Source organism: Desulfoluna sp. CLI2B (assembly GCF_056847375.1).
In genome coordinates, this window is sequence record NZ_CP186557.1 from 3,580,303 (window position 1) to 3,606,146 (window position 25,844).

The window sequence follows — 25,844 nt, forward strand, 5'->3', positions numbered from 1 at the left end:
TGACACACAATTTGTCAGCCGTTAAAAACTTAGGGTGTTCAGGCCCTGAGTCGCCCGTCATTGTTGCGTTATTTTTCTTTTCACTATTCATCAACCTAAAGATAATTTCCCCATGGTTCATCATCCCACACCCACGAAACGCCAGAGGCGCCGTACGTCAAAACGGGTCGGAACGCTTCTCCTGTTGTCCCTGGCGGTCGGTTTCACAGGACCAGGCCTCACATGGTCCGACTCCCTTCCACTGGATGAAACCGTCCGCCAGGACATTTCCCTTGCCCACACCACCCAGAAACGGGAGGGGGCCTGGGAAAAAGAGCGCCGCACCCTGGAGGCGAAAATCTCCCAACTGGAGAGCACACAACGAAGCCTTCAGGAAGAGGTGAACGCCCTTCTCTGGGCAAACGGCCGAAAGGAAAAAGAGGCCGCCCGCCTAGACGGGGAGATCGCCAAGGCATCTCACCTCACCGAAGGGCTCTCCCCGCTCATCGCCGATCAGGCGCAGCGCGCGGCCCAGGTGGTTACCCAGAGCCTCCCCTTTTTGAAAAACGAACGGGATACGCGCCTTGCCGCCCTCACCGACTGGGTCAAGGCACCGGCCACCAAGCAGGCTGAAAAGCTGGAGCGGCTTTTGGAGCTGTTCACCATCGAGACCCAGTTCGGCCACACCAGCGAAGCCTGGCAGGAAGAGATTGAGGTGGAGGGCGAGCCCATCACCGTCCAGCTCCTCAAGGTCGGCCGATTGTCCCTTTACTACCTCACCCTCGACGAAAAGGGGTGCGGGGTCTTCAGTCCGGAAAAAGGTGCCTATGAGCCCCTTCCCGCCAACTGTGCTCCCCACCTCAAGAAAGCCATCGCCCTTGCCCAGCGAGAGCGAAGTGCCGAGCTTGTCAGTCTGCCCATCGGGAGGATCGTGACCCCATGAAACGCATACTCATTGTTGCTGTCCTCTGCCTTGCGACGGCCACCGCGGCCTGGTCCGCAGACCTCCGGCAGGCCATGAAAAACGCGGAAACAGCCCTTATCGAACGACAGACCGCAGACCGGGAATCCCGCACCCGCATCGCCGGAGACCGGGAGAGCCTTACCCGTGAAATCAACCGCCTGGCCGCCGACATCAAACGGCTCAAGGCCCAGGTTGTGACAGAGACGAAACGCGGCGACGAACTCACGACCCGGGTCACCGCCCTCACCGAAAAACGGAACCGCCTGGACAAGGAGGTGGGACGCATCGTGGCCATTGTGCGCACGGCAGCGAAAAACCTCCGGGATCTCTGCATGGCCTCACCCTTTTCCGTCTTTGCCCCCGAGCGACTGGCCCACCTGGAGACCCTGGCCGACGGCACCCAGTTCCCCGGCATCACGGACCTGGAAGCCCTCTTTGGGTATTTTGCCGACGAGATCGCCCGGTGCAGCGAAGTGGCCATGCGCACCGCCACCGTCACCGGCCGGGACGGCATCTCCCGGGAGCTTCCCCTCTTGTCGGCAGGGCCCTTCATGACCCTGGCCGTCAAGGACGAGGGCGCAGAACCCCTTCTCTATGCCCCAGCCACCCTCTCCTTCACCGAGCTTCCCGCACCGCCGGGACGCATCGTCGGGTGGCGTCTCAACCGGTACGTCAAGGGCAAAACAGACACCCTGCCCCTGGACCTGAGCTCCGGAGCGGCCCTGGACCACCTGCGACGCACCCCGAGCTTTACCGAACGCGTCCGCAACGGGGGTCCCCTGGTGTGGCCCATCGTCCTCATCGGCCTGGCCGGGCTCTTCATCGGCATCGAGCGCACCCTGTTCTTGAAAAAGGTCCACGACAACACGGACAACACCATGGGCAAGGTCAACGAGCTGGCAGGCTACGGGCAGTGGGAAGAGTGCGATCTCATCGTCAAGGAGCAGAAAACCACGCCGGTGTACAACGTCCTGAGAAAAGGGCTCCAGGCCAGGGGTGAACGACGCCAGGTACTGGAGACCATCCTCCAGGAGGCGATCTTAAAAGAGCTTCCCCGCCTGGAGCGGTTCCTCCCCTTCCTCGGCATGCTCGGGGCCGTGGCTCCCCTGCTTGGCCTTTTAGGCACGGTCACCGGCATGATCGATACCTTTGAAGTGATCCACATCGCCGGTACCGGCGACCCGCGCATGATGTCCGGGGGCATCTCCACGGCCCTGATCACAACCATGCTGGGCCTTGCCGTGGCCATACCCATCATGCTTTTGCACACCGTGCTGAACCGCCGGGTGGAGCACATCATCGGCGACATGGAAGAAAAAGCCGTGGCCCTGACCAACATCGTCCACCGGGAAACCATCGGGTGCTGCGCACAGGGCTGCGCCAAACAGGTGAGGGCCTGATCCATGGGAGATCTCCTCACGGCCATTTTCGGCTACATCGACAGCGGCGGCGCGGTGATGGTTCCCATCATGATCTGCTCCCTGGTTCTCTGGGCCCTCATCTTCGAGCGGCTCCTCGTCTACCGGCAGGTTGAAAAGCAGGACCTCGACCTGGGCGCGGCCCTTGCCCTGGTGCGAAAGGGAGATCCCGGGCCGAACCTTCCCGGGCTTCGCCGGGAACTGGTTCGGTTCATGGCCGAATACGGCACCGACTCCCCCAAGGTGAACCGGGGCCTTCTCCACCAATACCGGCTCCAGAAACGGCCCCACCTCACCCGGCGCATCGGCCTCATCGCCACCCTGGCCGCTGTGGCGCCCCTTTTGGGGCTTCTGGGCACGGTGAGCGGCATGATCACCACCTTTGACGTCATCGCCCTCTTCGGCACGGGCAACGCCCGTGCCATGGCCGGAGGGATCTCCGAATCCCTCATCACCACCCAGAGCGGCCTGTCCGTGGCCATCCCCGGGATGTTCATGGGCGTGCTTCTCATGCGGCGGGCCCATCGCCTCTCCGCCAAACTCGACGAAACCATCAGCATCATTCAAAGGAGCATGACGTGATACGGGTCCGGGACTCCCTGAGACGCAACAGCAGCACACCGGAGGTGAATATCTCTCCCCTCATCGACCTGGTGTTTCTGCTTCTCATCTTTTTTATGGTCACCACCAGCTTTGTCAAAGAGACCGGCATCGACATCAACCGGCCCCAGGCAGAGACCAGCGTGGTGTCCAAGAAGAACGCCATCCTCGTGGGGATCGCCGAAGACGGCTCGGTCCACTACGACGGAAAACCCATTGACATCCGAAGCGTTCGCCTCCACATCGCGCGTGCCGTGGCCGACAAGCCCGACGCCGATGTGGTGGTGATCGCCGACAAAGCCTGCCCCACCGGGACCCTCATCCGGGTCATGGACCAGTGCCGTCTGGCCGGAGCTTCACGGGTCAGCGTTGCAACCCAGAACAAGGGGGATGCATGATCGCCACCGGCCCCCGAAACCCCATGGTCCTTGCGGGCCTCCTGGCCCTGGGGGTGAACATCTTTCTCTTTGCCCTGCTGCCGGGCATGCGCACCGCCCCGGCAAGGAGCGATGAGACCTTTCGCCTGCGGCCCGTGACCATGGTGAAATTAAAGGAGCTGACGCCGCCGCCCCCGGTAAAGCCGCAAGAGAAACCGGTGAAACAGGAAAAACCCATGAAACCGAGGTTGGACCTGCCCATCGACCCCACCCCGGTACACACGGCCGCCGCCCCCACCCTCAAGGTGGGACCGGCGCTCCCGGAATTGGACACCACAGCCTTCAAACCGGGTCCGGTGGACATGGTCTTCGGCGAGGCACAACTCGACAAACTGCCCATGCCCTCCCACAACGTGGCGCCCATCTACCCGTTCGATCGCAACGTGGGGAATCTCGGGAAGTGTCACCGTGAAGTTCCTCGTGGAAAAAGACGGCCGTATCCACGATGTGGAGATCACGGGGTCCAACCCGCCCGGCGTCTTCGACAGGGCGGTCATGGATGCCATCGGCCGCTGGACCTTTACCCCGGGGGAGATCACCGGAGAGCCTGTGCGGGTCCGCGTTACCAAAACCATCAACTTCAACCTGGAGAATTGACCCATGGGACCCATCACACATTCTCCACTGTCTGCCGCACGCCTTATAGGGGTCTTCCTCTGCGCCGGGCTCATGGCCCTGGCAACGGAAAGCCTGGCAGGGACCTGCGACTCTCAGCCCTCGCCCTCGGTGGCCATGGCCCTGACCAAAGCGTCCAAGGCCATTGAGAACGAACGCCCGGAAGAGGCCCTGGCCACCCTTACCAAGGCAGCAAAACGCGCGGGCAAACGAAGCCACCATCTCCTGGAGTTTCACCTGGGCGTTCAGCTGGTCCAGGCCGAAGAGCCTGACAAAGCCCTGGAGCGTTTCAGAAACGCCACCGCCCTCTGCGACAGCTTTGCGCCGGCCTGGCAGAACCTGGGCCGGGTCGCCTACGAAACCGAGCACTTCGGAGAAGCTGCCGAAGCACTGGGCAAAGCCTTTGTCCTCACCGGAGAGACCCGCCCTGCCCTTCGCTATTTTGAAGCCCTCTCCCGGTACCGGGAAAAATCCTGGGGGACCTGCGTCACCCTCTGCCTGGATCTGTTTGCCCGGTTCCCGGACTGCCGGAATGTGGGGTGGGTTGAACTGGCAGCAGCCGCGGCTCCCCAGGCAGGAAAACGTCCGGCCGTGATCAAGGCCCTTACGGATCGCCTGCCCATCATGGGGGGGGAACCCAAACTCCGCAGGAGCCTTGCAGGCCTTCTCCTTCAGGAAAAGCGCTATCCCGAGGCCATGGTCCAGCTCCGAAACCTGGATCACCTGGGGGACATCACCGACGCAGAGCTTCTCACCTTAGGGGACCTCTTCCGGGCTGAAGACCTCCCCCTGGATGCCGCCGCCTGCTACCGGCGCCTGACGGAAAAAGGAAAAGGCACCGCCGAGCTCACCCGAAAAGAGGCCGAGGCCCTCATGGCAGGATTCAAACCCGAGGCGGCCCTGGCAGTTCTGGAACAGGGCGTTGTCACATGGGACACAGAGCGTCTCTGGCTCCTCACCGGCCAGCTGCGGTTCGAGGCAGACGACCTCAACGGGGCAGAAGAGGCTTTCCGCAAGGTCCTTTCCTTCACCCCGAACCAGGGCCATGCCCTCATGATGCTGGGTTATGTGCTCTTTCAGCAGGAAAAACCCGAAGAAGCCCTGCCGTGGTTGAACAAGGCCGTTAAACGCGCCCCCAAATGCCAGGCAAAACGATTGAGGGACCACGTGGTAAAACTCCTTGCAGAGCGCAACAAAACCAAAAGCCAGCCCCCGGCAGTGAGGGGCTGAAGCGATAAAGAGCGCCCCGGCCCCTCTGAAGTCGGAAAGCATTCACCCGCCTTGCAACTCCCCTTTTTTGTTTTTTGGTAACCATTCCGTTATGCCTCGGGCAGGTCCGCCTGAGGCATAACGGAATACTCATATATTTTTTTGGCCATCAAATTCGGAATGCCAAATTTTTTACCACAACCCAAAAACAAAACAGACAGGAGGCCCCCCATGCCAACCTTTCAGGTTCCCGTACCGCCCTTGACCCGCGATATGGCTCCGGAAGACACCCCCGTGGATGCCTTTACCCGTTTTTTCCGAAAAGCCAAGTCCCTGGGATGCTTCCCTCGCCCAACAAACGCGTCGCCCTCCTGCGCCTTTGGCAATGAAGAGCCCGAACCCTATGCAACAGGAGGTCTGGCGCCCGTCACCGGGCCCGGAGCCCGAAGCCTCTGGCACTCCTTGTCAGAAGCCCCTCTCCATCCGAGGCAGGCGGCGACCCTCCGCGTCCCCTTCGGCACGGGCACAGCAGGGGATGAGATCCCAAGCCAGATCCCGGTGGACGCACAGCTCAGTACGGCCTACGCTGATGCTGTCATTTGCGACATCATGCGTGACGGAACGCGACTCAGCACCCAGGGCAAGCCTATCCACGCGTTCCTCGTAAACGGTGGTATCCCGACTGCCCTGGCCCCTTCAGACCTTGCCCGTATCATTGAAGCCGCTCGCCGCAACCTCCCCCTGGCCAACGACTGCGAAATAACGGTTGAAGGGCGCATCGCCGACATGACATCGGAGATGGCCCGCGCCATCACACGCGCAGGGGTCAACCGAGTCTCCCTGGACATGCTCAGCTTCCAGACCCCGCTCCGGCAAGCCATGGGGCGGCGGGCCGACGGTGAAAAGGCTTCAAACAGCTTATCGGAGCTTATCAGCACCGGCCAGGCCACCGTGAGCGTGGGGTTGACATACGGTCTCTCCGGCCAGAGCGCCGACATGTTTCAACAGGATCTGGAAACCCTTGTGTCTTTAAACCCCGACGGCATCGATCTCGTACCCCACGTGCCCCTCCATGGCCGGGATACCGCCCTTGTCCGGGAACAGTATGCCCTCTTCGAGAAGGGCTCAGAGACCCTGGCCGCCACCACCTGCCGCCGCATCTCAGCAGGGCATTGGGCATGCACCCCCAGGGAACGAAATCTCTCTTCTTTTCTGGCGTCACAGCAGGCCCCCAGCATCCCCTTTGGATGCGGAGCGGAAGGCTTTGTGGACGGTCATCGCGTTCTCATGACCGACCGGCTGGATGACTACCTCAACACCGCGGGACGGGAGAAACCCGTGGCCATGATCCTTGCTCCGGTGGCCAATCACCGTCTCGCCAGCCTCATCAGATCGCAGATGCAGACCCTGGCCCTCGACCTGGCCGGGCTGGGCCGACACGCGGGCGAATCCTCCCCCATGGCCCTTCTGCCCCTGCTCCACTGCTGGGCGGATGCCGGCCTGGTCCGCATTGAGGGCCAAGATTCCTTGCCCCACAACCGCCGGTGATGCGCATGCCCAGTTCACCCGGGGACTCATCGACTACCTTGCCCTCTACGAAGAGATGGGCAGCCCGGAGCCGTGCGTGTAAGGGACCCAATGACACGCCACAACTAGCAATCCAAATAAAAAAAGCCTCCGGTGGCCCGCCGGAGGCAACTGCATAGTTATCGCACGGCAATCAAGAATAACTAACAAAGAAGAGGAATCGACTTGAAATGAATCAAGGTGTGGTGTAAAAACCCAGTGACTAAAACACTCGTTTACAACACATTGCTCGTGTTTCGATATAAGAGCGTATCCTTACCTGAGAAATCCCGATAGTGTTCATTTCAATTGTATGGAGGATTCATGAAAACGAAGGTGTTTTTGGTGTCGATGTTCCTTTTTCTACTCGCCTGCGTCGCTCCGGCGACGGCCCAGCTCCCTGACCTGCCCGACGTGATCAGCTTGAGATCGTCCACCCGGGCATTCAACGAAGTGTACTATTTTGCCATCCACGACGGCCTGATCTACGTTAAAGAGCGGGTCGACGGGATCTCGTGGCAGCTCCTCGGGAACACCGGGTCCCCGGAAAACCTGTTGGGCAACCCCATCACCGCCGATGCCATGGAGGAGATCTCCGTGGACGGCCCCATCCTCATCGCCGTCTCCGAGACACGGCAGATTTTCTACTGCAAAAACGGGTACGCGTCCCCGGGCTCCATCTCGTGGACGGACCACTGGGGAACGCCCCTGGGGGTCGGCGCAGGGATCTCCCTGCCGGAAAACATCCGGGGCTGGGCCCTGTCCCAGGACGACCTGTTGCGCAACAAGTTCTACTACGACCAGAACGGCAACGCTTACCCCTGCATGGTCACCACCATCTACGCCCTGTTTGAAAACGGCCGGGAGATCCACTTCACCGACCCCTGGACCCCGCCGGACTGGGGCTACCGCATCGCAGGGCCTTTCAGGGACCGATTCATCGCCGAGAACTTAAGCGCTGCATCCTCAACCCTGTTTGTCATCAACCGCTACGGGGATATGTACACCCACCAGAACGACTTTGATATCGGCGGCGGCAACCCCTTTTTCAACTACACCTACGAAGACGACGTCCACTACGCCACCAACGATGCCATTCTCAACTTTAGCCTGGTAAGAAAACGAAGGGTCCCGGATCAGGTGTGGTACAACCAGCCCAAAATCCACGGACGCATCACCAAAAACATCACCATCCTCTTTCCTGAAGACGGGGTTCCGGGAGAAAGCGATCGGATTTTACGGGTGGAAGGGGTTAACGAGGAAGGAAAGCCCGGGTATTTTGAAAAAAACCTGGAAGGAATTTTCTGGCGCTTTGTGGAAACCCCGGGACGGATCATCCCCGAAGAGGATTTCATTGAGAACCCGCCGGAGAACATGTCCCACCTCACCCTGGGGGACGCGCCGGAGTACGCGTTTTCCGGCACCATGACCAACCTCATCCACGGAAACGTGGAGGCGGAACTCACCGGGTTCAGCCTGGTGGCCTCCCCTGCCGAACTCAGGCTCAAGACAGAGGGCGGCACCTGGATCACCCTCCCGCTCCACCACCACTTCACCCTGCGAAACACCGTCCGGGAACACCCCGGGGAAGACGGCGACTTCGTGGACTTAAAAGGCGCCATTGAAATCCCTGCGGAACTCAGGCGTTCCGAGGACAAGGAGGTCACCGACCTGCTGAGGCGTTATTTTTACGTGGGAAAAGGAGAGGAAAAGCGGTTCGTCAACATCTCCATGGAGGCAAAAACCGATGCGGTGAAACTTCACACAACCTCCCTCTCCATGAAAATGGCGTTTTCAAAATAGCTGCCCGGTGAGGCACGGGCACACGCATATGAATAATTGGTCCCCGGCAGCCCTGCCGGGGACCAAACGCTCATAACGATTGGCAAACAAGTTTCATTTTTTTGGGCCACCCAGCAACAGTGCACAGCCCCTCTCATTTTTTCTTTTATCAAGGCGCTTCTCCTCAGTCCCGTAGGGACTGAGGAGAAGCGCCTTGATGGCCGGAAAGTTTTTGCGGAGCTTTTTTCAAAAAGCGACCCGCCGGAGGCAACCTGACTAGCTACTTTCGTGTTTACTTTCCCGCTTTAATCACCACGATGGAGGGGCGTATCCAGAAGTAGTCCGTTGTCTTTTCGCCTTCCGGGTACTCCCTGTCCATGGGGACCGGCTCCTCCACCTGCCGGATGGTAAACCCTGCGGCAATGAGGGCGTTGATAACCGTTGAGAGCGTGCGGTGGGTTTTCCTCACCCCGTCCACGAACCAGGTCTGGACCCGTTCGCCTTCGCGAAAATAATCCGTCAGGCGCCAGAACTTCCCGCCCTCATCCTCGCTGTACCCCGTGGGGTTTGCCGTGCACACCGGGTGCTCCATGGAAAACACCAGGTGGCCGCCCTCGGCCAGATCGCCATGGCACTTGGCAAAAAACGGGGCCAGGTCCTCCACGTAATGGAGGGCCATGGAACTGACGATGAGATCAAAGGGGTCGTCAAACACCTGGTCTTCGTAGTAGCCGTGCACAAAGGCAATCCCCTTGCCCGCATGTCGGGCCGTGGCGTGGGCAAACATGTTGGCCGACGGGTCCAGGGCCACCACCGACCGCGCGTTGTGCTCCTTCAGCCAGGCGGCCTGGTGGCCGAAGCCTGCCCCGATGTCCAGGACCCTCAGGCCGGAGACATCCCCCAGCATGGGCCGCATGCAGGGCTCTTCCATCTTTCCGTTCAGGCCTGTGTCCTCAAGCCGCAACCGCTTGTACTGCTCAAAAAACGCATCGTTGTCGTAAATCATCGTCATCCTTACGGCCCCTTGGGGCAAGGAGCCCCCATGATGCCTTCCACAATCTCCCGAATCTCTCCTGTGGCCTGCATGGCCAAAAGAATCCCGTTCAACTGCTCCAGAAAATCTGATTTAAAATGGTACCGCCCGAAATCCATGCGGGTCACTCCCAAATGCCCCCACTCCCAGTGAATGGAAATGGGCTCGCCGAGGACGGCGTGTGTCCCGCCCTCGTCGTAAAGCCCCTCACCCATGAGCTGACCAAGTTCCCATGCAATGGAGAGGCGATCGTTGAGGTAGCAATCCGTTCGCCCGAGCCCGAGCTTTAAAAGGTTGATCCGGTTGCTTTTGGCCTCGGACAAAAAAACATCCCCCCGGGCCACGGCCTCGTTAAAGGCCTTTCCTCCCGTTGCATACCCGGCGTTTTTACCGATGGTCAGCCCGTAGAACCCCTCGGGCCAGCGTTGGCTGCTTCGGGTGGCAAGGACATGTTCACGGCAGAGAAGCACCTCCTCCTGCCGCAGCACCGGGATGCTGTACGGCCAGATGTACGGCCGAAGCTCCGGCTTGAAATAGACGGGCACAATGGCAAAACCTTGTCCGTTTTTCAGGTAGTGCAGCCCCCGTTTCCAGGGAATGGGGAGCAGGGTCACCCGATACCCGTCCATCCGGGAAAAGGCCCGCCTGAAAATAGAGGGATAGATCCCCATGGCCCGGCCATTCACGTCATAGCTGTAGGGAGGGTAATTGTCTATACAGAACACCACCACATTCGTCGCGGCCATGGAATCATGCCAGGCTGCAAACCAGAGGATACAGGCCGCCGCAATATACACACACCACCGACACATCACATCGTCCCCGTTCTGTTTCCGGGATGTTGCCTGTGTCCAGGCCACGGGTAAGGGTTCAGCTCAAACTGTCGTTGATAACAACAAGCTGAAGGGTTACACCACCGACATGGACAGGTCCTTGGATTATATCAAAACAGGAACGATTGCGGTACGACCCTTCTCACGGTTCACTGCTGTATCGCGCAAGGCACCAAGGCCTGCGGTTCAGCGGCTGGAGAGCGCCTGTACCCCATGAGGATCCGCACAAAAAGAGCGGCGTTTACAACGGCCACGGCGGTCAGCCCAACGGCCATGCCCATCCAGAGTCCTGCGGCCTCCATGCCCTTTGCGTAGGCGAAAAAGCACCCCACGGGAAACCCCACGCCCCAGATACCGAGAAAAATATAGACCATGGGTCGAAAGGTCACCTCAAGGCCCCGCAGGCATCCCTGGACCGTCACCTGAATGGCGTCGGGCACTTGATAAAACGCCCCCACAAGAAGCAGGCCCACACCGTAACGGATCACCCGGGGATCTGCCGTGACCAGGGAAAGAATCGCTTCAGGAACGGCATAAAACAACGAGCCCATCACCGTGGCGGACATAAACCCCAGGCACAGGGTGGCCAGGGCATAGGAGGTCACGGCGTGAAAATCCCTGCGCCCGAACGCCCCGGCAACCTTCACCGAAGCGGCTCCGGCCAGGGCATAGGGCACCATGTAGGTAAGGGACGAGATGTTGATGAGGATGTTATTTGCCGCTGAAGCCGTGACCGACATCTTCCCGGCCAGCACCGTGACCAGGGAAAAGATCAGGCCGATGAGCAGCCCGTTGAGGCCGATGGGAAGGCCTTTTTTAAGGAGATGCCCCATGATCGGAAAGGAGACCTGCCGGGTGATGGTGAGCTGCCGGGCTGCATGGGCATAAAGGATCACCGCCATGAGGGTCCGGGACAGGGTTGTTGCCACGGCCGCCCCGGCAATGCCCCAGTCCAGGGTAAAGATAAAAAAGACGTTGGCCCCGACATTCACGAGGTTGAAAAACAGGATCAGGCTGTTGGCAAAGAGGGTCTTTTCCCGGGCCTGGAGATTCTCCTTGAGCACCTGAAAAATCATCACAGGAATCATAGAGCCCGCACAGATCATAAGGTAAATCACCACCAGCTCCTCAATGGCGGGAGCAAGCCCCAGGACCGACACGCAGAAGCCCGAGGCGACAACCATCAAAGCAAGCACCGTACCGGCCAAAAACCCAAGGGCCAGGGTGGTCCCGGGCACTGCGCTGACGTCCCGCTTCTCGGCGATCATCCGTGCCTTGAGGGGGCTCACGGCAAAGGTAATCCCCGTTCCGATGAGCAGAAAGGGAGAAAAAATAGCGGTGGCGATGCCGAGGGCGGAGAGAACCTCGGTGGAGTAACGCCCGGCAACCACGATGTCCCCGATGCCGAACAGCATCTGGCCCAGTTGCCCTGCGATAATGGGAAGTGAAAAAAGGAAGATCTCCTTTAAGGATCGACCAAAGGCAGGCATGTGTGCTCCTTCAAAAAAACATAAGGGAAACAAATCAATCATCGGGAGCACATAAAGGTGGGTTGAAGGGTCCCGATAATTGGATGATTATCAGGATTCCTTCGGGAAAACGCAGCCACTTTCTAAAAGAGGAGGAAGAAATCCAAAAGTAACCTCTTTTAACAACACATCGTTTCCATTTTTTTGAAGTGCCTCTTTTTACACGCACCGCTGTTTTTTTGTCAACGAAAATCACCCTGGTTCGCAGGGCCACCGCATTTAAACATTCAGTGGCCTCCGGCGGGTCGCTTTTTGAAAAAAGCCCCGCAAAAACGTTCCGGTGATCAAGGCCGGCCTCTTCCTCCCTCTCCCCCTGGAGCGCCGCACTCCTGTGCGGCACGGATAACGACGGACGAGTAAGCCGCACCGGAGTGCGGCGCTCCGTTTTGGCCGATTTTTCATGATTTTTTTGCCTCCGGCGGCCCTGCCGGGGGCCAAAACCTTAAAAAATTTGACAAACAGGTTTGGCGGAGAGCCTGGGCTCCACGAAATAATTTCCATTTTTTCGCATTACAAAAATGAACCATGAAGACCTTTGTTAAATCCGTATTCTAGTCCAGGCAAACGCTCGGCCCCGACAGAGCTGCCTGGTAAGGGTATCAGCAGCCATGATACCAGATAGAGAAACAGCCTATAGAAACAAGCCACTGCATTCACAGGATCAATTTGACTTCGTTCCCCGTCAGGACTACACATCACAGGTTTTAAGGACATTGCCACTGAAGGCCCTCACCTGGGGCCTATCCACACAGCAGGAGACAGATTTGAGATGAAAAACAGATGCGCAAGCTTAGCAGCCCTGCTGCTCTTCCTTTGTGGGCTGACCGCCGAGATCCGGGCGGAACAGGCCGTACCCGTCATGGACACCCCCCAGGTTGTTGCCGCCATGGGCGCTGACGACTGGGTTATCGTGGACACCCGACTGAACAGCGCCTACAACGGCTGGAGGCTGGGCGGCGTAAGCCGGGGCGGCCACATCCCGGGTGCCACGGACTTCTCTGCCAACTGGCTGAAGGTGGGCGGGGACCAGCGTGACGCGACCCTGAAAGAGATCCTTTCTGGACAAAGAGCATATGCCGACAAAAACGTGCTTCTCTACGATGCCAACGGACAGGACGCCTCCGCTGTGGCAGCCTACCTCACCTCAAGGGGCTACACCCGCCTGCACCGCTACGACATCACCGCCTGGGCAAAGGACAAAAAACTGCCCCTGGAACGCTATCCCAACCACCAGCTGCTGGTGCCGGCCGTTGTACTCAAGGAGATCATCGACGGAAACCGACCGGAGAGTTTTGAAAACAGCCAAAGCATCATCGTGGCCGAGGCAAGCTGGGGAGAAGAGAAAAACTCCTATGCCAAGGGCCATATCCCGGGGGCCTTTCACATCAACACGGATCGCGTGGAGCCGCCCACGGAAACCGAGCCCGTTATGTGGATGCTGGCCGATGACCAGACCTTGAAAGAGATGGCCCTCTCCTTCGGATTCACCCGGGATGACACCGTCATCGTTACTTCCGAGGAACCCCTGGCCGCCTTTCGGGTGGCCACGGTGCTGGAATACATGCAGCATCAGGGTGTGCGTCCTCTGACGGCGGGACCCTCTCCTGGACCCTGGCCAGGCTGACCTGGAAACCCGTCGCCAGCGACGGCGACTACGGCTCAAGCTGAAAGGTGGTGTCCCCCGGCAACCCGGACGTCATCAGCACCATGGAAGAGACCCGGGCCGGACTCCGTACCCCCAAGACATTCACCCTGGTGGACAACCGGACCTGGGCCGAGCACATCGGCGAATCCTCCGGCTATGCCTATCACAAGAAAAAGGGTGGAATTCCCAGATTTGAGGTCTTTGGCTATGCACAGGCAAAAAGAGCGCCTACGACGCTGGAGTACTACAAAACCCGGACAAGACCATGCGAAACGCAGACGAAATCCTGGCCCTGTGGAAGGGCCAGGACGGTCGACACCGCCCGCCTCTCCTTCATGTGCGGCAGCGGCTGGCGTGTGGCCGAGATCTACTACGACGCCGATGTCATCGGGCTCAAGGACATCGGCATCTTCAGCGACGGATGGATTGGCTGGAGCAACACCCCGGGCAACCCCGTTGAAACCGGCCTGCCGGAAAACACCGCGTCGTCAGTTCGTCGTTAAGCCCCCGTCCACCGGGAAGATCCCCCCGGTAATCCACCGGGCCTGATCCGACGCCAGAAACGCAGCCAGATGGGCGACATCTTCCGGGTCGCCCAGGGCCTGCATGGGATAGATCGACCGGACCATGGCCTTGAACCGATCCTTTGCCCCCTGGTCAAGGCGCTCCATGTTTTTCTCGACCTGGGGCGTGGTGACGGTGCCGGGGGCAATGGCATTAAACCAGACAGCCCTAACCAGTTCAAAGGCAAGGGCCCTGGTGAAGGACTGCGGCCCCCTTGGTGAGGGAATACGCCGTGGACGGCCTGTCCGGAACATATCGACGCGCAAAAATATACCGACAACATCCATAATGCTCCGGGACGCCCAGCAGGTCCTCCAGAAAGACTTGGCAGATGGCATACGGGGCACAGACGTTCAGCGCAAGGTGATATGCGAGCAGGGATTCATCGGTATCCTCAAAGGGAACGAACCGGGCGATCCCTGCATTGTTGACGATGATGTCAATCCTCAAGCCATGGTCAGCCACCAACCCGGCAACACCCGTCACCTCATCCCTGTTATCTGATGCTACCCACAACCGCGAGCGCATATCCACGGGTTCTGCCCAAGGCCCTTTTTCCTCCGCTCAGCTTCTCCGGGTCCCTTCCAATCGACGCATCACCGGGCCGCAAAAGTTTCCGTGGCAATGGCAAAACCAATGCCGTCGCTCCCTCCGGTGATAAGGGCTGTTTTACCGCGTAACGATTCCATGGATCGCCTCCTCTTTTTTGCTATCGTGAATCATGCGAACTGCACGGGCAGGATAACGAAAAGAGAAAAACGATCATTAACATAGGTTAAGCATAATATTTTTTTTTAATCCGGGAGAGGGACACATTGGTCATGCCCAGGTAGGAGGCCAGGTGATAATCCGGAATGCGCTCGGTCAGGTCGGGATGGTGGCAACGAAGCTGCACCGGCTCCAACCTTCGTGGGGACCTGGTGCCCGGAGAAGCCCCTGCATAGGCATAGGGCAGGGCAAAATGTCCCAGCACAGTACGTGGAGAGCCACCGATAAAAGGCGTTTGAAACCCGCAGAACAGAGACCTGGAGATCTTCAGCCGAGGATGAAAGGTGCCACCTTTCCGGGCATAGGGCGCCACCGGCCAGAGAAGCTGTCCTTCCCGAAAAAAGCCCTTGTTAAACTCACGCCCCTGGCTGTCCGTATAGTACAGCCGAATCATCCCCTTGCGGATATAATACACCCGATCCCATAAATCTCCGGCCAAAACCAGGATGGTGCTGCGTGGGTAACGCCTTTGGATAAACAGGCTTGAAAGCTCTTCCGCTCCATGGGCCGGGAGGTGCCGGGCATCGCCCAGGGCTTCTGTCAATGTATCGATAAGTGATGGCATGGGAAAATGGGGCAATGTCATGACCTCAGCCTGCAACGGTTAAGCCATCAATGGTTTGATGCAGATAAAAAAAGCCTCCGGCGGCCCTGCCGGGGGCCAAACTTTTGAAACGTTTGACAAACATCTTTTAAATAACAGATTCAGGCCAATCAACATGACAGAAGGCAACGTGACACCTAAATATTATAAAACCTTCAATTGGTTCAAAAGGTATTCTGCGGCCTTGTGGAGTTGGGCGTCCTGCCCGCCACAGTAGGGAACCTCAAAGGGGACTCAATACAGCACCAGCCCAGGATACCTCGAGATCCACCCCGTCGATGCGGCACCCCTGGACGGCAAGAAAAGAAGGGCCTTGTTGGGGAGAGCGGGAACAATCGTCCTGCCAGGTCTCTGGCCTGCCGTGCGCTCTCCGATGACCGTGGGCGCGCCGTATTTTTTGGCGCCAAAGGCCAAGAGCTCCTTGCCGCTGCGGGTGTAACCGTTCACAAGGTAGACTGCGGGCTTGCGCCACTGGGTGTCCACCCTGTTTCTATTCCCCTCCCTGTCGATAACCTCCAGCACCGGAATGTTCCAGTTCAGTGTGGGATCCGAGGGCCACGCCCCCCCAAGGCCATAACGCAGATCGATGATCAGGGCATCGGCATCTTTCAGCGGGCCCCAGGCCAGGGCGTCTCGCAGCGCCTTGTGATACTCTTCCCCGGCGTAGGAATAGATATGGATGTAACCGATGCGGCGGCCACCCTTTTCCATCACGCGAACGCTGGCCTTCTGCGCCTCCAGCATCTCCTCTTTGGGGTTCATGAGCACCGGCTGCATCGTCACCGAAAATGGCGCCGTGGATTTTTTTCGCCTCACCTCGAACACCGCATCGGTGCCCACCAGGGGCCTTAACGCGGCAACAGGGGTAAACGGCTTGCCGTTCACGGAGAGGATCTCGTCGCCCTTTAAGATCCCGGCTTTTTCGGCGGCGCCCCCGGCAAGGAGGCTCGCCACATGGACCCGCCCCCCTGATCCATCCGGGTAAAGACCAACCGTAATGCGCAGCCCCTTCAGAAACAGGACCCCGATCTCCGGTATCCTGGAAAAAAGGGCGGCCAGGTAGTAATACTCGGGATCATCCGGCGTTACGTAACAGGTATGGGAAGCGTTGAGTTCGCCCAGCATGGCGTTGACAAGACGGGGAATTGCCTCGGGGGAAGCCCCCAGGATCTGCGGCCGGTATTGCTCCTTGATTGCCGGAAACGCCTGCTTGATGCGGTGGGGATCAAAAAAATGCGTCTCCACGATACCGGTGATCTCCCCGAACAGCTGGCCCTGCGAAGGGGCGTTCCCGGCCTGAACGGCCCCGGCCCAGAATAAAACAGCAAGGCTCGTGAGTAGTAGCTGAAATCGTCCATGGATCCAAGGGTGTGTCATGATGGTTTCTCGCCCCTTGTGTCAGGGTAAATGCCGTCACTTAAGCCGATAATGCCCGATAACCTGCCACTTTCGAACCGAAATCCCCAGAACCGAGAGGCCCTCCAGGACATCTTCCTCCAGGGTGACACCAGCAGAAACACAGGGGACGTATCGCATGTTGTGGATAACGAACGGAAACCCATCCCAGCATTTTATGCCCCGGCCATCCCGATGTCCGGAGGTGCCTTTTCTTTCTTTGAGCCCGTGTGCCAGATCACGATATCCCCGGCCTGCCAGTCGCCGGGGTCTTTCAGCTCCGTTGAAAGGGATGCCCACTGCCGCTTAAAAAAAGTCCGAAGGATCCAGACCCGCCTGTGGTCGCTGTATCGGTCGGGGGTCTTGACGCCGTAGGCCCCCATGTGGGCCACCACATCCTCATGGACTGCCCTTTGCAGGTCAACGCCCCCGCACCGAAGGGCCCGCACCACCAGATCCGCACAGACGCCTTCCCGAGGGTTGACGTCGCCCCCCGGGTAAACCGGAGCCCCCGTGTCTTCTCCCCCCTTGTAGGTGGGAGGAAAATAGCGGCTCAGCATCTCCGTGTTGTACGCCGTCTTGTTTGCGATCTCTCCATAGGCGCCCGCCACCATGTCGTCCACGGGACCGGCAACGCCGTCTGCTATAAAGACAAGGGATAAAAACAAAGCCGCAAGATATGTCTTGATACGAATACCACCCATCATGCTGTTCCGGGTCGGTCACAGACCGATTCGCTTGTGTATTGCATCAACTCCACCGGCGCTCCATTGACTTCAATAAAGGCCACGATCAGCCCTTCACTGGGCGAATTGGGCTGGATGATCACTTTTTTGCCCTTGATTTCTGCCTGCAGGTCATCCACTTCAAAGGCCACATGGGGAACGGTCTTGACCAGTTCCGGGTACGGGGCATTCTCCCAATAGCGTTGCCACTGGATGCCATAGGGATTGTTCTCATGATCAGAGACTGTCATGTGCAGATGAGGCAAATCTATTTCGCCTTCAAACCTGCCTTCCGTAGGTATTCCAACATGATTGAATTTCATCTTCCTCCTCGTTCGCCCCCTCCCGAAACCATTCTTTTAAAAAATCGATGTCATCGATTCAACCCACCAACACCCCGACAAGTTCTTCGGCCTTCGCCAGGATCTCTTGGCGGTTCATCACATCGTCCGGGCGGGTCAGGCCGCACCCCCGAATCGAGTACCCCTCTTTAAACCCATGGGTTTGAAAAAAGAAATGGTATTTGGGAAACACATCGGCAAACATGTTTTCATCCGGTTGGCCCTGGGTCGTGATCATGACGAATTTTTTACCGGGGGCCAGCCTGCTCGGCCGTGCCTTGGAGTGGAACTCTGGGACATAAAATGAGTAGGTCCGATCCATAAAACCCTTCATCTGGGATGTCACATCCCCGTAGTAAATCGGGGATGCCATGACCAGCACATCAGCTGTTACGACATCCTCCAGAACCTGCCTCAAATCATCATCCAGGACACAGGTATCGGATGTGGTCTTGCACCCCATGCAGGCCTGGCATCCCTTGTACGTGAGCTTGTTGAGGGCATGCGTCGTGGTTTCGGCACCCCGGTTCGTTGCTGTCTCCATGAATCGTTTTGCTATGGACGCACTGTTTCCACGGTACCTCGGACTTCCCGTCAGGCAGACAATTTTCATGTGGTATTTTCCTTTCAGGCGCTTATGGAAAAAAACGGTTCTTGTGGGCATCAGAGTAAATAATGCATCAGCCTGCTCACCAAGATACACGTCATGCACTTTTTTCATAGGAGAAAATGATTCCTCATCAAAAAAGCCGTTATCCTTGATAAAAACCGAATATCAGGAGGCATTGACACCCATGATACCCTTGCAGCCAACCAAAAAAGCCGCAGCACGGTACCCCGTGCCACGGCTTGACGCGCCTCGTTCCTATGGTAACGCCTGGGCGGTTTTCTGATTTTTAATCAGCAACAATCTTTTTGAGCTGGTTGTACAGGTGCATACCGGACCAGAAATCCCTGCTCAGGGCCTCGGCAATGCTCTCCGGGCTGAAACTCTCAAATCCCAGGGACGCCTGGATGTCCAGCACCACGTCAACCCGGACCCTGTTTGCGGCCAGAACGATATCCAGCTTGTCCTGATCCCAGGGTTGAGGGTTTCTGGGGGTCGAAAAAACAAAGCCCACGGTTCTTCCCTCACACCACACACGGTCTCCGGCATCACTGTATCCCAGCCTGTAGAGTGCCTCTGCAAAAGCTTCGGCCATGCCTTGGGAGTGAAACGTGATCTCGATGTCTTCAAGGGTCAGCTGGTCGGGACGGGCGAACACGCCGGGCTTGAACCCTGTGAGCCACCAGTGCCGTCCGCTCACCGAGTATTCCGGGACACCCTGGTTCTTCATGGTAAAGACAATATCGAGTTCCTCTTCGGTATCCGCACACCGGTAATGGTCCTCCCCGGCGATATTCAGCTTTGTTCCCACGTAAAACCCGATTTCCGCTCCGATGGCCGAAAAATACTGCCCTTTCCAGAGCTCAACCATATACCTCTGGCCGTCGTACTCAAACCGCACCGGTTCCACATCGATAACCATGCCCAGGGGCGCCGCGCATTTGTCGTAAATGTTGTTGTAACCGAACTTACGCTGGAGTGCATGGTGCCGCGTCATGTAGATATCTTGATCGTCATTGTATTCAAACCCGGCGGCATGCACGGTACCGGCCAGTAATTTATAAGTACACTCTGAGTTCCCGGCGCTTGAAATAACAGGTACCAGAAGAACAGACACCGCAAACAGGCAAATCGACGCAAACCGTTTCATCAGGACAGGTTAACGCTCTGAAATTTACAATAGAATTAAAACCAAACCACACATAGAGAAAAACACACAAACACAAGCAGCACACAGACCATACGATTTAGCTCTATTTTACAACGTGTTGTATCGTTTACCCCTAAAACAAAAACGATAGCCCACCCGCAAAATTACTAAACAGCCGCAAAGCATTGCGCCCCAATATTACTACATGAATAATTCAATTCTATCCAACAAATGCCTGCATATGTCAAGGCAGTCGTCGATGAAAACATATAAGGCATAGAGCCTGTCCCCTTTGCTTCTTTTCCATTATCAACCATGACTTGCCCCCACGAGGAATTTGGCGTAAGACAGCGTCAGCTTGAAAAGCAAACGGAAAGGGACGTTATTGCCTTTCAAGCCCCACCGATGTCAAAGACGCAGGAAAAGCGGGCCTGGGCACAAAGCAAGGAGCCCATGCCCCGGGATGCCTTGGTTATGACTGTATTTACACGTAAGGATAACGAATAGATGTGTGACGAAGCAGAATTGAACGATGATGAACATCAGGAGGAACAAGCCACCCCTTCGGATCTAGGCCTCATCTACCCGGCCTCTATCCTCTCGGGGGCGATCAACACAGTCGTGGCCCACCTGATGATTTTCTGCATCAGGTATTGGTGGGTGGTCCTGGGACTGTTCGGAGCCGTTGCGGCGGCAGGATGGCACCATGGGACCCGGGCAGGATTTGATTCTGCACTGGTATTCATAGCTCTGACGGCTTGTTTAACAGTTCCCCTGGGGCTTGCTCTGGCCTATTTTGCAGGCTGCTTTTTTATGACGGCTTTTTTCGCCAGGGAAGCCGAAGCCCGGGTCTGGGGCCAGGCATTGTGGTTTGCCGTGGTCACCAACAGCCTTATTTGCACCGGCCTTCAGGATACCCTCTTTTTCCGTGAGTTGCCCCTTGCAACCTGGGCGTTGACCTTCATGACAATCGCCTTCATGGTCGGTGCAGGGGCCCTGGCAATAAAAATGGATAAATCCCCCCGTATGGCCCGGATCATGACCGCAGTGGGAGTCCTCACCTTCGGCCTTGCCTTTTACGAGAACTTCGGGCCCCTTTCGGAAACCGTCATCCCCATGGAAAACATCCAAAGCGACAAGTGCTCGATCAGCTACAGCAGCCGTGGTCCCCGGGAGGAGTATCTCTCCTGCGACGTCCACTTTACCCTCCAGGGAAGAGAATACCTCTTCAGGCAATACTCTCGGACCCTCGAGTATTCGCCATACGAAACAGCCGGGCTCACTGCCCTGAAAATTCGCTCGGGGCTCTTCCGGCACTACGACCTCTTGTAGCAGCGCCCCTGTCGGAAAGCGAAGGGCAGCTCCAAGATGGGTGGGAGCTGCCCCGGGTCAGGTAACGGACTCATCCGGCCGTGGCTGTATTAGGGCCATACCAAGAACAACTTACACATGACGGGATCATCCCATAAGTCCTCAGCATGATTTTTTGATCGTTGCTTCGGCACACAACGAATTTAAGGCGGAATATCGTTATATATTATTCTTTTAGGGCATAGCCCTTAGTTACTGCTCACATACCTTGAAAGCTCCGTTTCAAGTTCCTCGGGAGAAAACCCGTAGGGCCCCATGTTATTACAATTTTATAGCATATCAAACATCACGAAGTTTCCGTCACCCGCCGCGTCCTGTGAAGCTTCTTTGCCACCCATTCTTTAGCCAAAACCACGGAGCCATTATCTAACACCGTTTACTATTGACCGCTATTTCTCCTTATGCCAATAGGTCTTTAACTTAATTTTCAAAGGAGTAGTAGATTATGGAAAGAAGAAAATCATGTAGTATTCTTATGGTGTGTTGCCTGGCATGTTTGCTCTCTTCAATAACGAGCTTTGCTGAAGAAAGGATGGCGTCCCCCGCCATGACAACCTGGATGCCTGAGACCGGCCAAAGCCATCAAATCGGCTACCTCTCTTCCCATGGTGGGCTCAACTGGATCCCGACCTGGACAGTGGAGAAAGATCAGGCACCGGGTTCCATGCTTGAAACCTGTCCCATTGACCTCGCCAAAGGGCAATATGCGGTCCTGTTCCAGGTATGGCACAAAGAATATGACGGGGTTTGCCTGGGCGAACTGCGGGCGTGGTCCGGCTCGGAGCTGATCGCCTCCACTCCCCTCATCAGCCGGGAATTCCCTTCGTACCGTGATGGCGGATTTCAGCGAGCCATCCTTGAGGTGGACCTGGTAGAGCCCGCGTCAGATGTCCGCTTTGAGCTCTACTACGGGGGCGGAAACACTTACATCTGGACAGGAACAGTCAACCTCAACGCCATTGAAACCCGGCGTCCCTTTTACAACATCGCCCACCGGTGCAGCACCATCGACAAGGTCAACCGCATGGTGGATAAAAACGCCAATGCCATTGAGTTTGACCTGACACCGGTGGAGGAAGACGGCAGCATCGGCTTCAAGGTGTACCACTCCGGCGATATCTGCTTTACACCTGCGTCGCGCTTTGACGACTTCCTCCTGAACCTCAAAGCCCATATCGACAAACGGAACATCGCCCTTATCGAGCTCGACTGCAAGCAGGACAAAGATATTGACCCGGCAGACTACGCCCGGACCCTGGCCCGACGGCTTATGGACGCAGGCATCCCCGCACGCCTCGCCGTGTTCTCCGTGCCCCGTGACCAGGCTGCGATTTTTAACGACGTGCTTAAAAAAGAGGATGCGGACGGCCACATTCTCTACAATGCGGGTATCGACTCCTACCTTCAGGATTACTCAGGCCTTACCCCCGATACCTGGGCCGAAAAGGTAGAGGCCATCGGTTCCACCTTTATCGGGGTGGGGGCCAGCAGCGTCCACCCCTCGTCCATGCCCAGCTGGATGGCCTGGGTCCAGGCCATGACCAACATGCGGGACGCCAACGGACACTTCAAGAAAAGCTACTACTGGACCCTGAACCGAAAGGCCTCCATGCGGTCATGCCTCGACTACGGAGTCGACGGGGTGATCACCAACTTTCCGGACCGCATGGATGAGGTCCTCGATGAGGAGCCCTACTCCCTTCTCTTCAGGCGTGCCACCCAGGACGACTCCCAGTTCGAGGTCCACGGGTTCCACAAATAACTAATTCAAGGGGGACAGGCTCTTAATGTCAACCATCGTCAAATACCTTTAACCACCCGTAAAACCCTGCCGGGGCCTCACGTAACCCGTTTGTGCCCCGGCGTTATTCAAAGCGTTCAGATGATGGGTCTTCAAATGGGGACAGGCTCTTTTTGCCATTGACATAAAAAAACGTGGCAACCGGGCGAAAAACCATCGCCCTGTTGCCACGCTGTCCACGAGCCTCAGGCTACACGAGAAAGGCCCCCGGCAAGTGGCCGGTCACATGCCCTTCCCACGGGGAAGCCCCTATACAGAGGGTGTGATGTCTTTGACATCCTGCTCTTTTTTGGTATCGAGGGTGATGTGCCAGATCTTCTTCCTGGTAAAATCGATGCGATCCAGATCGACTTTTCGCACGCGCCGGTCGTGCTGCGTGTGGAAATAAAGGATTTTATCATGTTGATCCCAGGCCGTGGTCCAGAGGGTTGCGCTCCTCATGCCTTTAATATCGACGCCCTCACTGTCCGAGCCTTCGGCGGAACCCAGGGGCAGGTTGAAGTTATCGAGAATCCGAAACAATTCATAAACCGTCTCTTGGGAGTCCTTGGTAAGCCGGGCGGTCTGGGTCCAGGCCACGGCCCTTACAAAGCGGGAAGGCGGCGTGAAGTCACCGGGAAGCCCGATCATGCCACTGCCCCCGCCCAAGGGACGAAAGTCAAGTTCCTCTATGGTCTTATTCGGGATGGCAACAGCGGACAGGTTCACATAATTCCGCAGGTTGGTCATGTGCCAGTCGTAGGTGGGTGAGTTGGTGATCACCCCCAGGGGGTTATCGAAAAACCGGACCTGCCCCCTCAGGCACTCGATGACCACAGACTTGCCCGAAGGTTCGGTGACAACCCAGTGGGCATCCACGGGAATGCCCAGGGCTTTTTCCACCACAGGGACAACGCGCACCTTCTCCAGCCCTTTTTTGGCTTCGTCCACGGTGGCGTACTGTGAAAGGATGTACGACACCATATCCACGGCGGTGATGGTGTTTTTTGCCTTGGTCCGTTCATAGGCGGCATATTCGGCGGTGCCCGGATGGTAAAAGAGCCCCACCGTAAGCCCCTTCTCGTTCATGCCGTCGGCAAGAAGGTCCTTTTCAAGCATGTCCAGGCCAACAACACCGTACTTCCCTTTCCACTCTTTCCCGTTGTTCCCGTCCGGCGTCGTCCCCTTGAACGCATACCCCCTGGGAACAATGGCGACCCTGGAGTCCAGGTCAAAGTTCCCCCACTCCATGGTGCGGCCATAAACGCACGAGCCGTCTTGTGCCATCAACCGAATCCCGGTGCAGGCTTCAGCCGAAGCAAAACAGAAAGTTACCAGCAGCAGCGCACCAACCAGCCATCCCGTCAATCTCTTTTCAATCATCAGTCGCTCTCCCATATTTATGGATTCATATAGCTACCAGAGCCAACCCGACGTCGGACATACCCGCTGGATCAGTCAAAAAAAGCGTCGTCACCAGCCTGCTTGTAAAAATCCTCCTTTAACTCAATGATGCTTCCGTGGGACCGCATTTCGTCGGGCAGGCCGATGGGTTCCTTGATCTCACCCCGAATGGGGGAGATGTACTTTTTCCCTTTGGTCCGCCGCTTGAAATCTGCCTTTACCGCCTTTAAAAATGCATCATCCGTCAAGACGTCCATGCCGGTCATCGCCATGACCTTTGCTGCCATCACCGCGGATTTTATACCGATGCTCGACCCGTGGCTGGCCGTGGCCATCCAGGTGTGCACCCCGATGCCCGACGGGCTGGAAGGCAAGAGCAGTCCCATGGTCGGCGTGTTCCAGCTGACATCCCCCACATCGGTGCTCCCTCCCACCATCACCTCGTTGGGCAGGGGAAGTATCGCAGACGCCATACCGGCCTGCTCCAGGCCCACCTCTTTTTGCAGCTTTTTGGCAAAACGGATCTCTTCCTTGGTGTACCGGGGTAAGCCGACAGCCTCCATGTACCCCTGCATCCGCTCGGCAAGGGGGGTGTTGGGCAGGGTATCGTACATGCCGTAGTAATCCACGGCCATGCCCCGTGTCTGGGTCATTCGCGCAGCCCCGTCGACCATCTCCTTGATCCAGGCAACGCCGTCGTTCACCACATCCCTGGACTCCCCGCGAAAGGTCATCACCACCGAGGCTTTGTCTGGGACGATGTTGGGGGCAAGACCGCCGTTTTTGACAATGTAGTGAATGCGGCAGGTGGGCAGCACATGCTCCCGCATCAGATTTACGCCGTGCAGAAACAGTTCCACGGCGTCCAGGGCGCTTCGGCCTTCCCACGGGGCCATCCCCGCGTGGGCGGTTTTTCCGTTGAACTCGACATAGACATGGGTGATGGCCGTTGTCCGTATGTTGGCCACAACGGCCTTGTCCAGGGGATGCCAGTGCAGCATGGTATCCACATCGTCAAACAGACCATCGCGGGCCATATAGACCTTGGCGCCCTCTGTCTCCTCGGCGGCTCCGCCGTACACCCTCAGGGTTCCCTTGATCCCTTTTTTCTTCATCAGGTCCTTGATGGCCAGGGCAGACCCCAGGGCTCCGGCACCGATGAGGTTGTGTCCGCAGGCGTGGCCTGCGGTGACACCGTCTTCTCTCTGCTTTTTAAAGGGGACGACTTCGTTGCCCAGGTCGGGCAAGGCATCGTATTCCAGCATGATGCCGAGGACGGGTTTCCCTGAGCCAAACTCGGCCACAAAGGCCGTGGGGACACCGCTGGTCCCCTCGCTGGTCAGCTTGAACCCGTTTTTCTTGAGCAGCGTTTTTAGGTACGCTGAGGACTCGAACTCCATCAGGGAAACTTCCGAGAGCTCCCAGAGTTTCAGCCCGACCTTTTCGATGGTATCCGAAACCTTGTCCACCGCTTCGATGGTTTCTGCCTGCGACACCCCTGCTTCACACCGAACCGTTGGCGGCA

Annotated in this window: 25 protein-coding genes; 12 read left to right on the forward strand and 13 right to left on the reverse strand. The window is 57.5% G+C overall.

The features are described from left to right. Positions 1-112 precede the first annotated feature (112 nt). From ACOYW2_RS16810 to ACOYW2_RS16845, 8 genes are all read left to right on the forward strand, one after another. Entirely contained in the window at positions 113-922 is an 810-nt protein-coding gene (locus ACOYW2_RS16810; protein ID WP_482767268.1) for a DUF3450 domain-containing protein, read from the forward strand. After that, on the forward strand, positions 919-2,343 hold the full coding sequence (locus ACOYW2_RS16815) for a MotA/TolQ/ExbB proton channel family protein (RefSeq protein ID WP_482767269.1): 1,425 nt from the start codon (positions 919-921) through the stop codon (positions 2,341-2,343). Before ACOYW2_RS16810 ends, ACOYW2_RS16815 begins: the two co-directional genes overlap by 4 nt. Positions 2,344-2,346: 3 nt before the next feature. Next, complete coding sequence (locus tag ACOYW2_RS16820) at positions 2,347-2,943, forward strand: MotA/TolQ/ExbB proton channel family protein (protein ID WP_482415424.1); 597 nt, start codon at positions 2,347-2,349, stop codon at positions 2,941-2,943. After that, the gene (locus ACOYW2_RS16825; protein ID WP_482415423.1) at positions 2,940-3,359 is read left to right on the forward strand and encodes an ExbD/TolR family protein; all 420 of its coding nucleotides are present in this window, start codon (positions 2,940-2,942) and stop codon (positions 3,357-3,359) included. Before ACOYW2_RS16820 ends, ACOYW2_RS16825 begins: the two co-directional genes overlap by 4 nt. 429 nt (positions 3,360-3,788) lie before the next feature. Then, complete coding sequence (locus tag ACOYW2_RS16830) at positions 3,789-3,995, forward strand: energy transducer TonB (RefSeq protein WP_482423756.1); 207 nt, start codon at positions 3,789-3,791, stop codon at positions 3,993-3,995. A gap of 3 nt (positions 3,996-3,998) precedes the next feature. Beyond that, positions 3,999-5,243, forward strand: a complete 1,245-nt coding sequence (locus ACOYW2_RS16835) for a tetratricopeptide repeat protein (RefSeq protein WP_482767270.1) — start codon at positions 3,999-4,001, stop codon at positions 5,241-5,243. Between the two features lie 210 nt (positions 5,244-5,453). After that, positions 5,454-6,770 carry a hypothetical protein gene (locus tag ACOYW2_RS16840; protein ID WP_482767271.1) on the forward strand — a complete coding sequence of 439 codons (1,317 nt, stop codon included), beginning with the start codon at positions 5,454-5,456 and terminating at the stop codon, positions 6,768-6,770. A 342-nt stretch (positions 6,771-7,112) separates the two neighbouring features. Continuing rightward, positions 7,113-8,591: a hypothetical protein gene (locus tag ACOYW2_RS16845; RefSeq protein ID WP_482767272.1), complete on the forward strand. Its 1,479-nt coding sequence runs from the start codon at positions 7,113-7,115 to the stop codon at positions 8,589-8,591. 271 nt (positions 8,592-8,862) lie between these two features. Here ACOYW2_RS16845 and ACOYW2_RS16850 read toward each other — a convergent pair whose 3' ends face one another. The 3 genes from ACOYW2_RS16850 to ACOYW2_RS16860 form a co-directional block, all read right to left on the reverse strand. After that, a complete protein-coding gene (locus tag ACOYW2_RS16850; protein WP_482767273.1) occupies positions 8,863-9,582 on the reverse strand; it encodes a class I SAM-dependent methyltransferase in 720 nt (239 codons plus the stop codon). 2 nt (positions 9,583-9,584) lie between these two features. Then, on the reverse strand, positions 9,585-10,349 hold the full coding sequence (locus ACOYW2_RS16855) for a substrate-binding periplasmic protein (protein WP_482767274.1): 765 nt from the start codon (positions 10,347-10,349) through the stop codon (positions 9,585-9,587). Positions 10,350-10,585: 236 nt separating this feature from the next. Next, positions 10,586-11,926, reverse strand: a complete 1,341-nt coding sequence (locus ACOYW2_RS16860) for an MATE family efflux transporter (RefSeq protein WP_482767275.1) — start codon at positions 11,924-11,926, stop codon at positions 10,586-10,588. An 808-nt stretch (positions 11,927-12,734) separates the two neighbouring features. Here ACOYW2_RS16860 and ACOYW2_RS16865 point away from each other — a divergent pair. Together ACOYW2_RS16865 and ACOYW2_RS16870 are read left to right on the forward strand one after the other, a co-directional pair. Further along, on the forward strand, positions 12,735-13,589 hold the full coding sequence (locus ACOYW2_RS16865) for a rhodanese-like domain-containing protein (protein ID WP_482767276.1): 855 nt from the start codon (positions 12,735-12,737) through the stop codon (positions 13,587-13,589). A 50-nt stretch (positions 13,590-13,639) separates the two neighbouring features. After that, the gene (locus tag ACOYW2_RS16870) at positions 13,640-14,113 is read left to right on the forward strand and encodes a hypothetical protein (protein ID WP_482767278.1); all 474 of its coding nucleotides are present in this window, start codon (positions 13,640-13,642) and stop codon (positions 14,111-14,113) included. On the opposite strand, the gene ACOYW2_RS16875 is transcribed toward ACOYW2_RS16870, so the two are convergent. From ACOYW2_RS16875 to ACOYW2_RS16910, 8 genes are all read right to left on the reverse strand, one after another. Then, positions 14,099-14,461, reverse strand: a complete 363-nt coding sequence (locus ACOYW2_RS16875) for an SDR family NAD(P)-dependent oxidoreductase (RefSeq protein WP_482767279.1) — start codon at positions 14,459-14,461, stop codon at positions 14,099-14,101. The genes ACOYW2_RS16870 and ACOYW2_RS16875 overlap by 15 nt on opposite strands. Beyond that, positions 14,352-14,702: an SDR family NAD(P)-dependent oxidoreductase gene (locus ACOYW2_RS16880; RefSeq protein ID WP_482771045.1), complete on the reverse strand. Its 351-nt coding sequence runs from the start codon at positions 14,700-14,702 to the stop codon at positions 14,352-14,354. Before ACOYW2_RS16880 ends, ACOYW2_RS16875 begins: the two co-directional genes overlap by 110 nt. A 247-nt stretch (positions 14,703-14,949) precedes the next feature. Next, positions 14,950-15,528: a Crp/Fnr family transcriptional regulator gene (locus ACOYW2_RS16885; RefSeq protein ID WP_482767280.1), complete on the reverse strand. Its 579-nt coding sequence runs from the start codon at positions 15,526-15,528 to the stop codon at positions 14,950-14,952. A 252-nt stretch (positions 15,529-15,780) separates the two neighbouring features. After that, positions 15,781-16,923, reverse strand: a complete 1,143-nt coding sequence (locus tag ACOYW2_RS16890) for a S41 family peptidase (RefSeq protein WP_482767281.1) — start codon at positions 16,921-16,923, stop codon at positions 15,781-15,783. Positions 16,924-17,117: 194 nt separating this feature from the next. Next, a complete protein-coding gene (locus ACOYW2_RS16895; protein WP_482767282.1) occupies positions 17,118-17,648 on the reverse strand; it encodes a DUF1287 domain-containing protein in 531 nt (176 codons plus the stop codon). Continuing rightward, positions 17,645-17,989 carry a VOC family protein gene (locus tag ACOYW2_RS16900; RefSeq protein ID WP_482767283.1) on the reverse strand — a complete coding sequence of 115 codons (345 nt, stop codon included), beginning with the start codon at positions 17,987-17,989 and terminating at the stop codon, positions 17,645-17,647. The genes ACOYW2_RS16895 and ACOYW2_RS16900 overlap by 4 nt, the downstream gene beginning before the upstream one ends. 58 nt (positions 17,990-18,047) lie before the next feature. Beyond that, a complete protein-coding gene (locus tag ACOYW2_RS16905) occupies positions 18,048-18,620 on the reverse strand; it encodes a flavodoxin family protein (protein ID WP_482767284.1) in 573 nt (190 codons plus the stop codon). Positions 18,621-18,903: 283 nt separating this feature from the next. Further along, positions 18,904-19,764 carry a DUF4474 domain-containing protein gene (locus ACOYW2_RS16910; RefSeq protein WP_482767285.1) on the reverse strand — a complete coding sequence of 287 codons (861 nt, stop codon included), beginning with the start codon at positions 19,762-19,764 and terminating at the stop codon, positions 18,904-18,906. Positions 19,765-20,271: 507 nt separating this feature from the next. Between ACOYW2_RS16910 and ACOYW2_RS16915 the strand changes: the two genes are divergently transcribed. Then, complete coding sequence (locus ACOYW2_RS16915; protein ID WP_482767286.1) at positions 20,272-21,096, forward strand: hypothetical protein; 825 nt, start codon at positions 20,272-20,274, stop codon at positions 21,094-21,096. A gap of 586 nt (positions 21,097-21,682) precedes the next feature. Next, positions 21,683-22,897, forward strand: a complete 1,215-nt coding sequence (locus ACOYW2_RS16920) for a glycerophosphodiester phosphodiesterase family protein (RefSeq protein WP_482767287.1) — start codon at positions 21,683-21,685, stop codon at positions 22,895-22,897. Positions 22,898-23,185: 288 nt separating this feature from the next. On the opposite strand, the gene ACOYW2_RS16925 is transcribed toward ACOYW2_RS16920, so the two are convergent. Both ACOYW2_RS16925 and ACOYW2_RS16930 read right to left on the reverse strand, forming a co-directional pair. Further along, a complete protein-coding gene (locus ACOYW2_RS16925) occupies positions 23,186-24,298 on the reverse strand; it encodes a linear amide C-N hydrolase (protein ID WP_482767288.1) in 1,113 nt (370 codons plus the stop codon). A gap of 71 nt (positions 24,299-24,369) precedes the next feature. Then, positions 24,370-25,815, reverse strand: a complete 1,446-nt coding sequence (locus ACOYW2_RS16930; protein WP_482767289.1) for an amidohydrolase — start codon at positions 25,813-25,815, stop codon at positions 24,370-24,372. Positions 25,816-25,844: the final 29 nt, after the last annotated feature.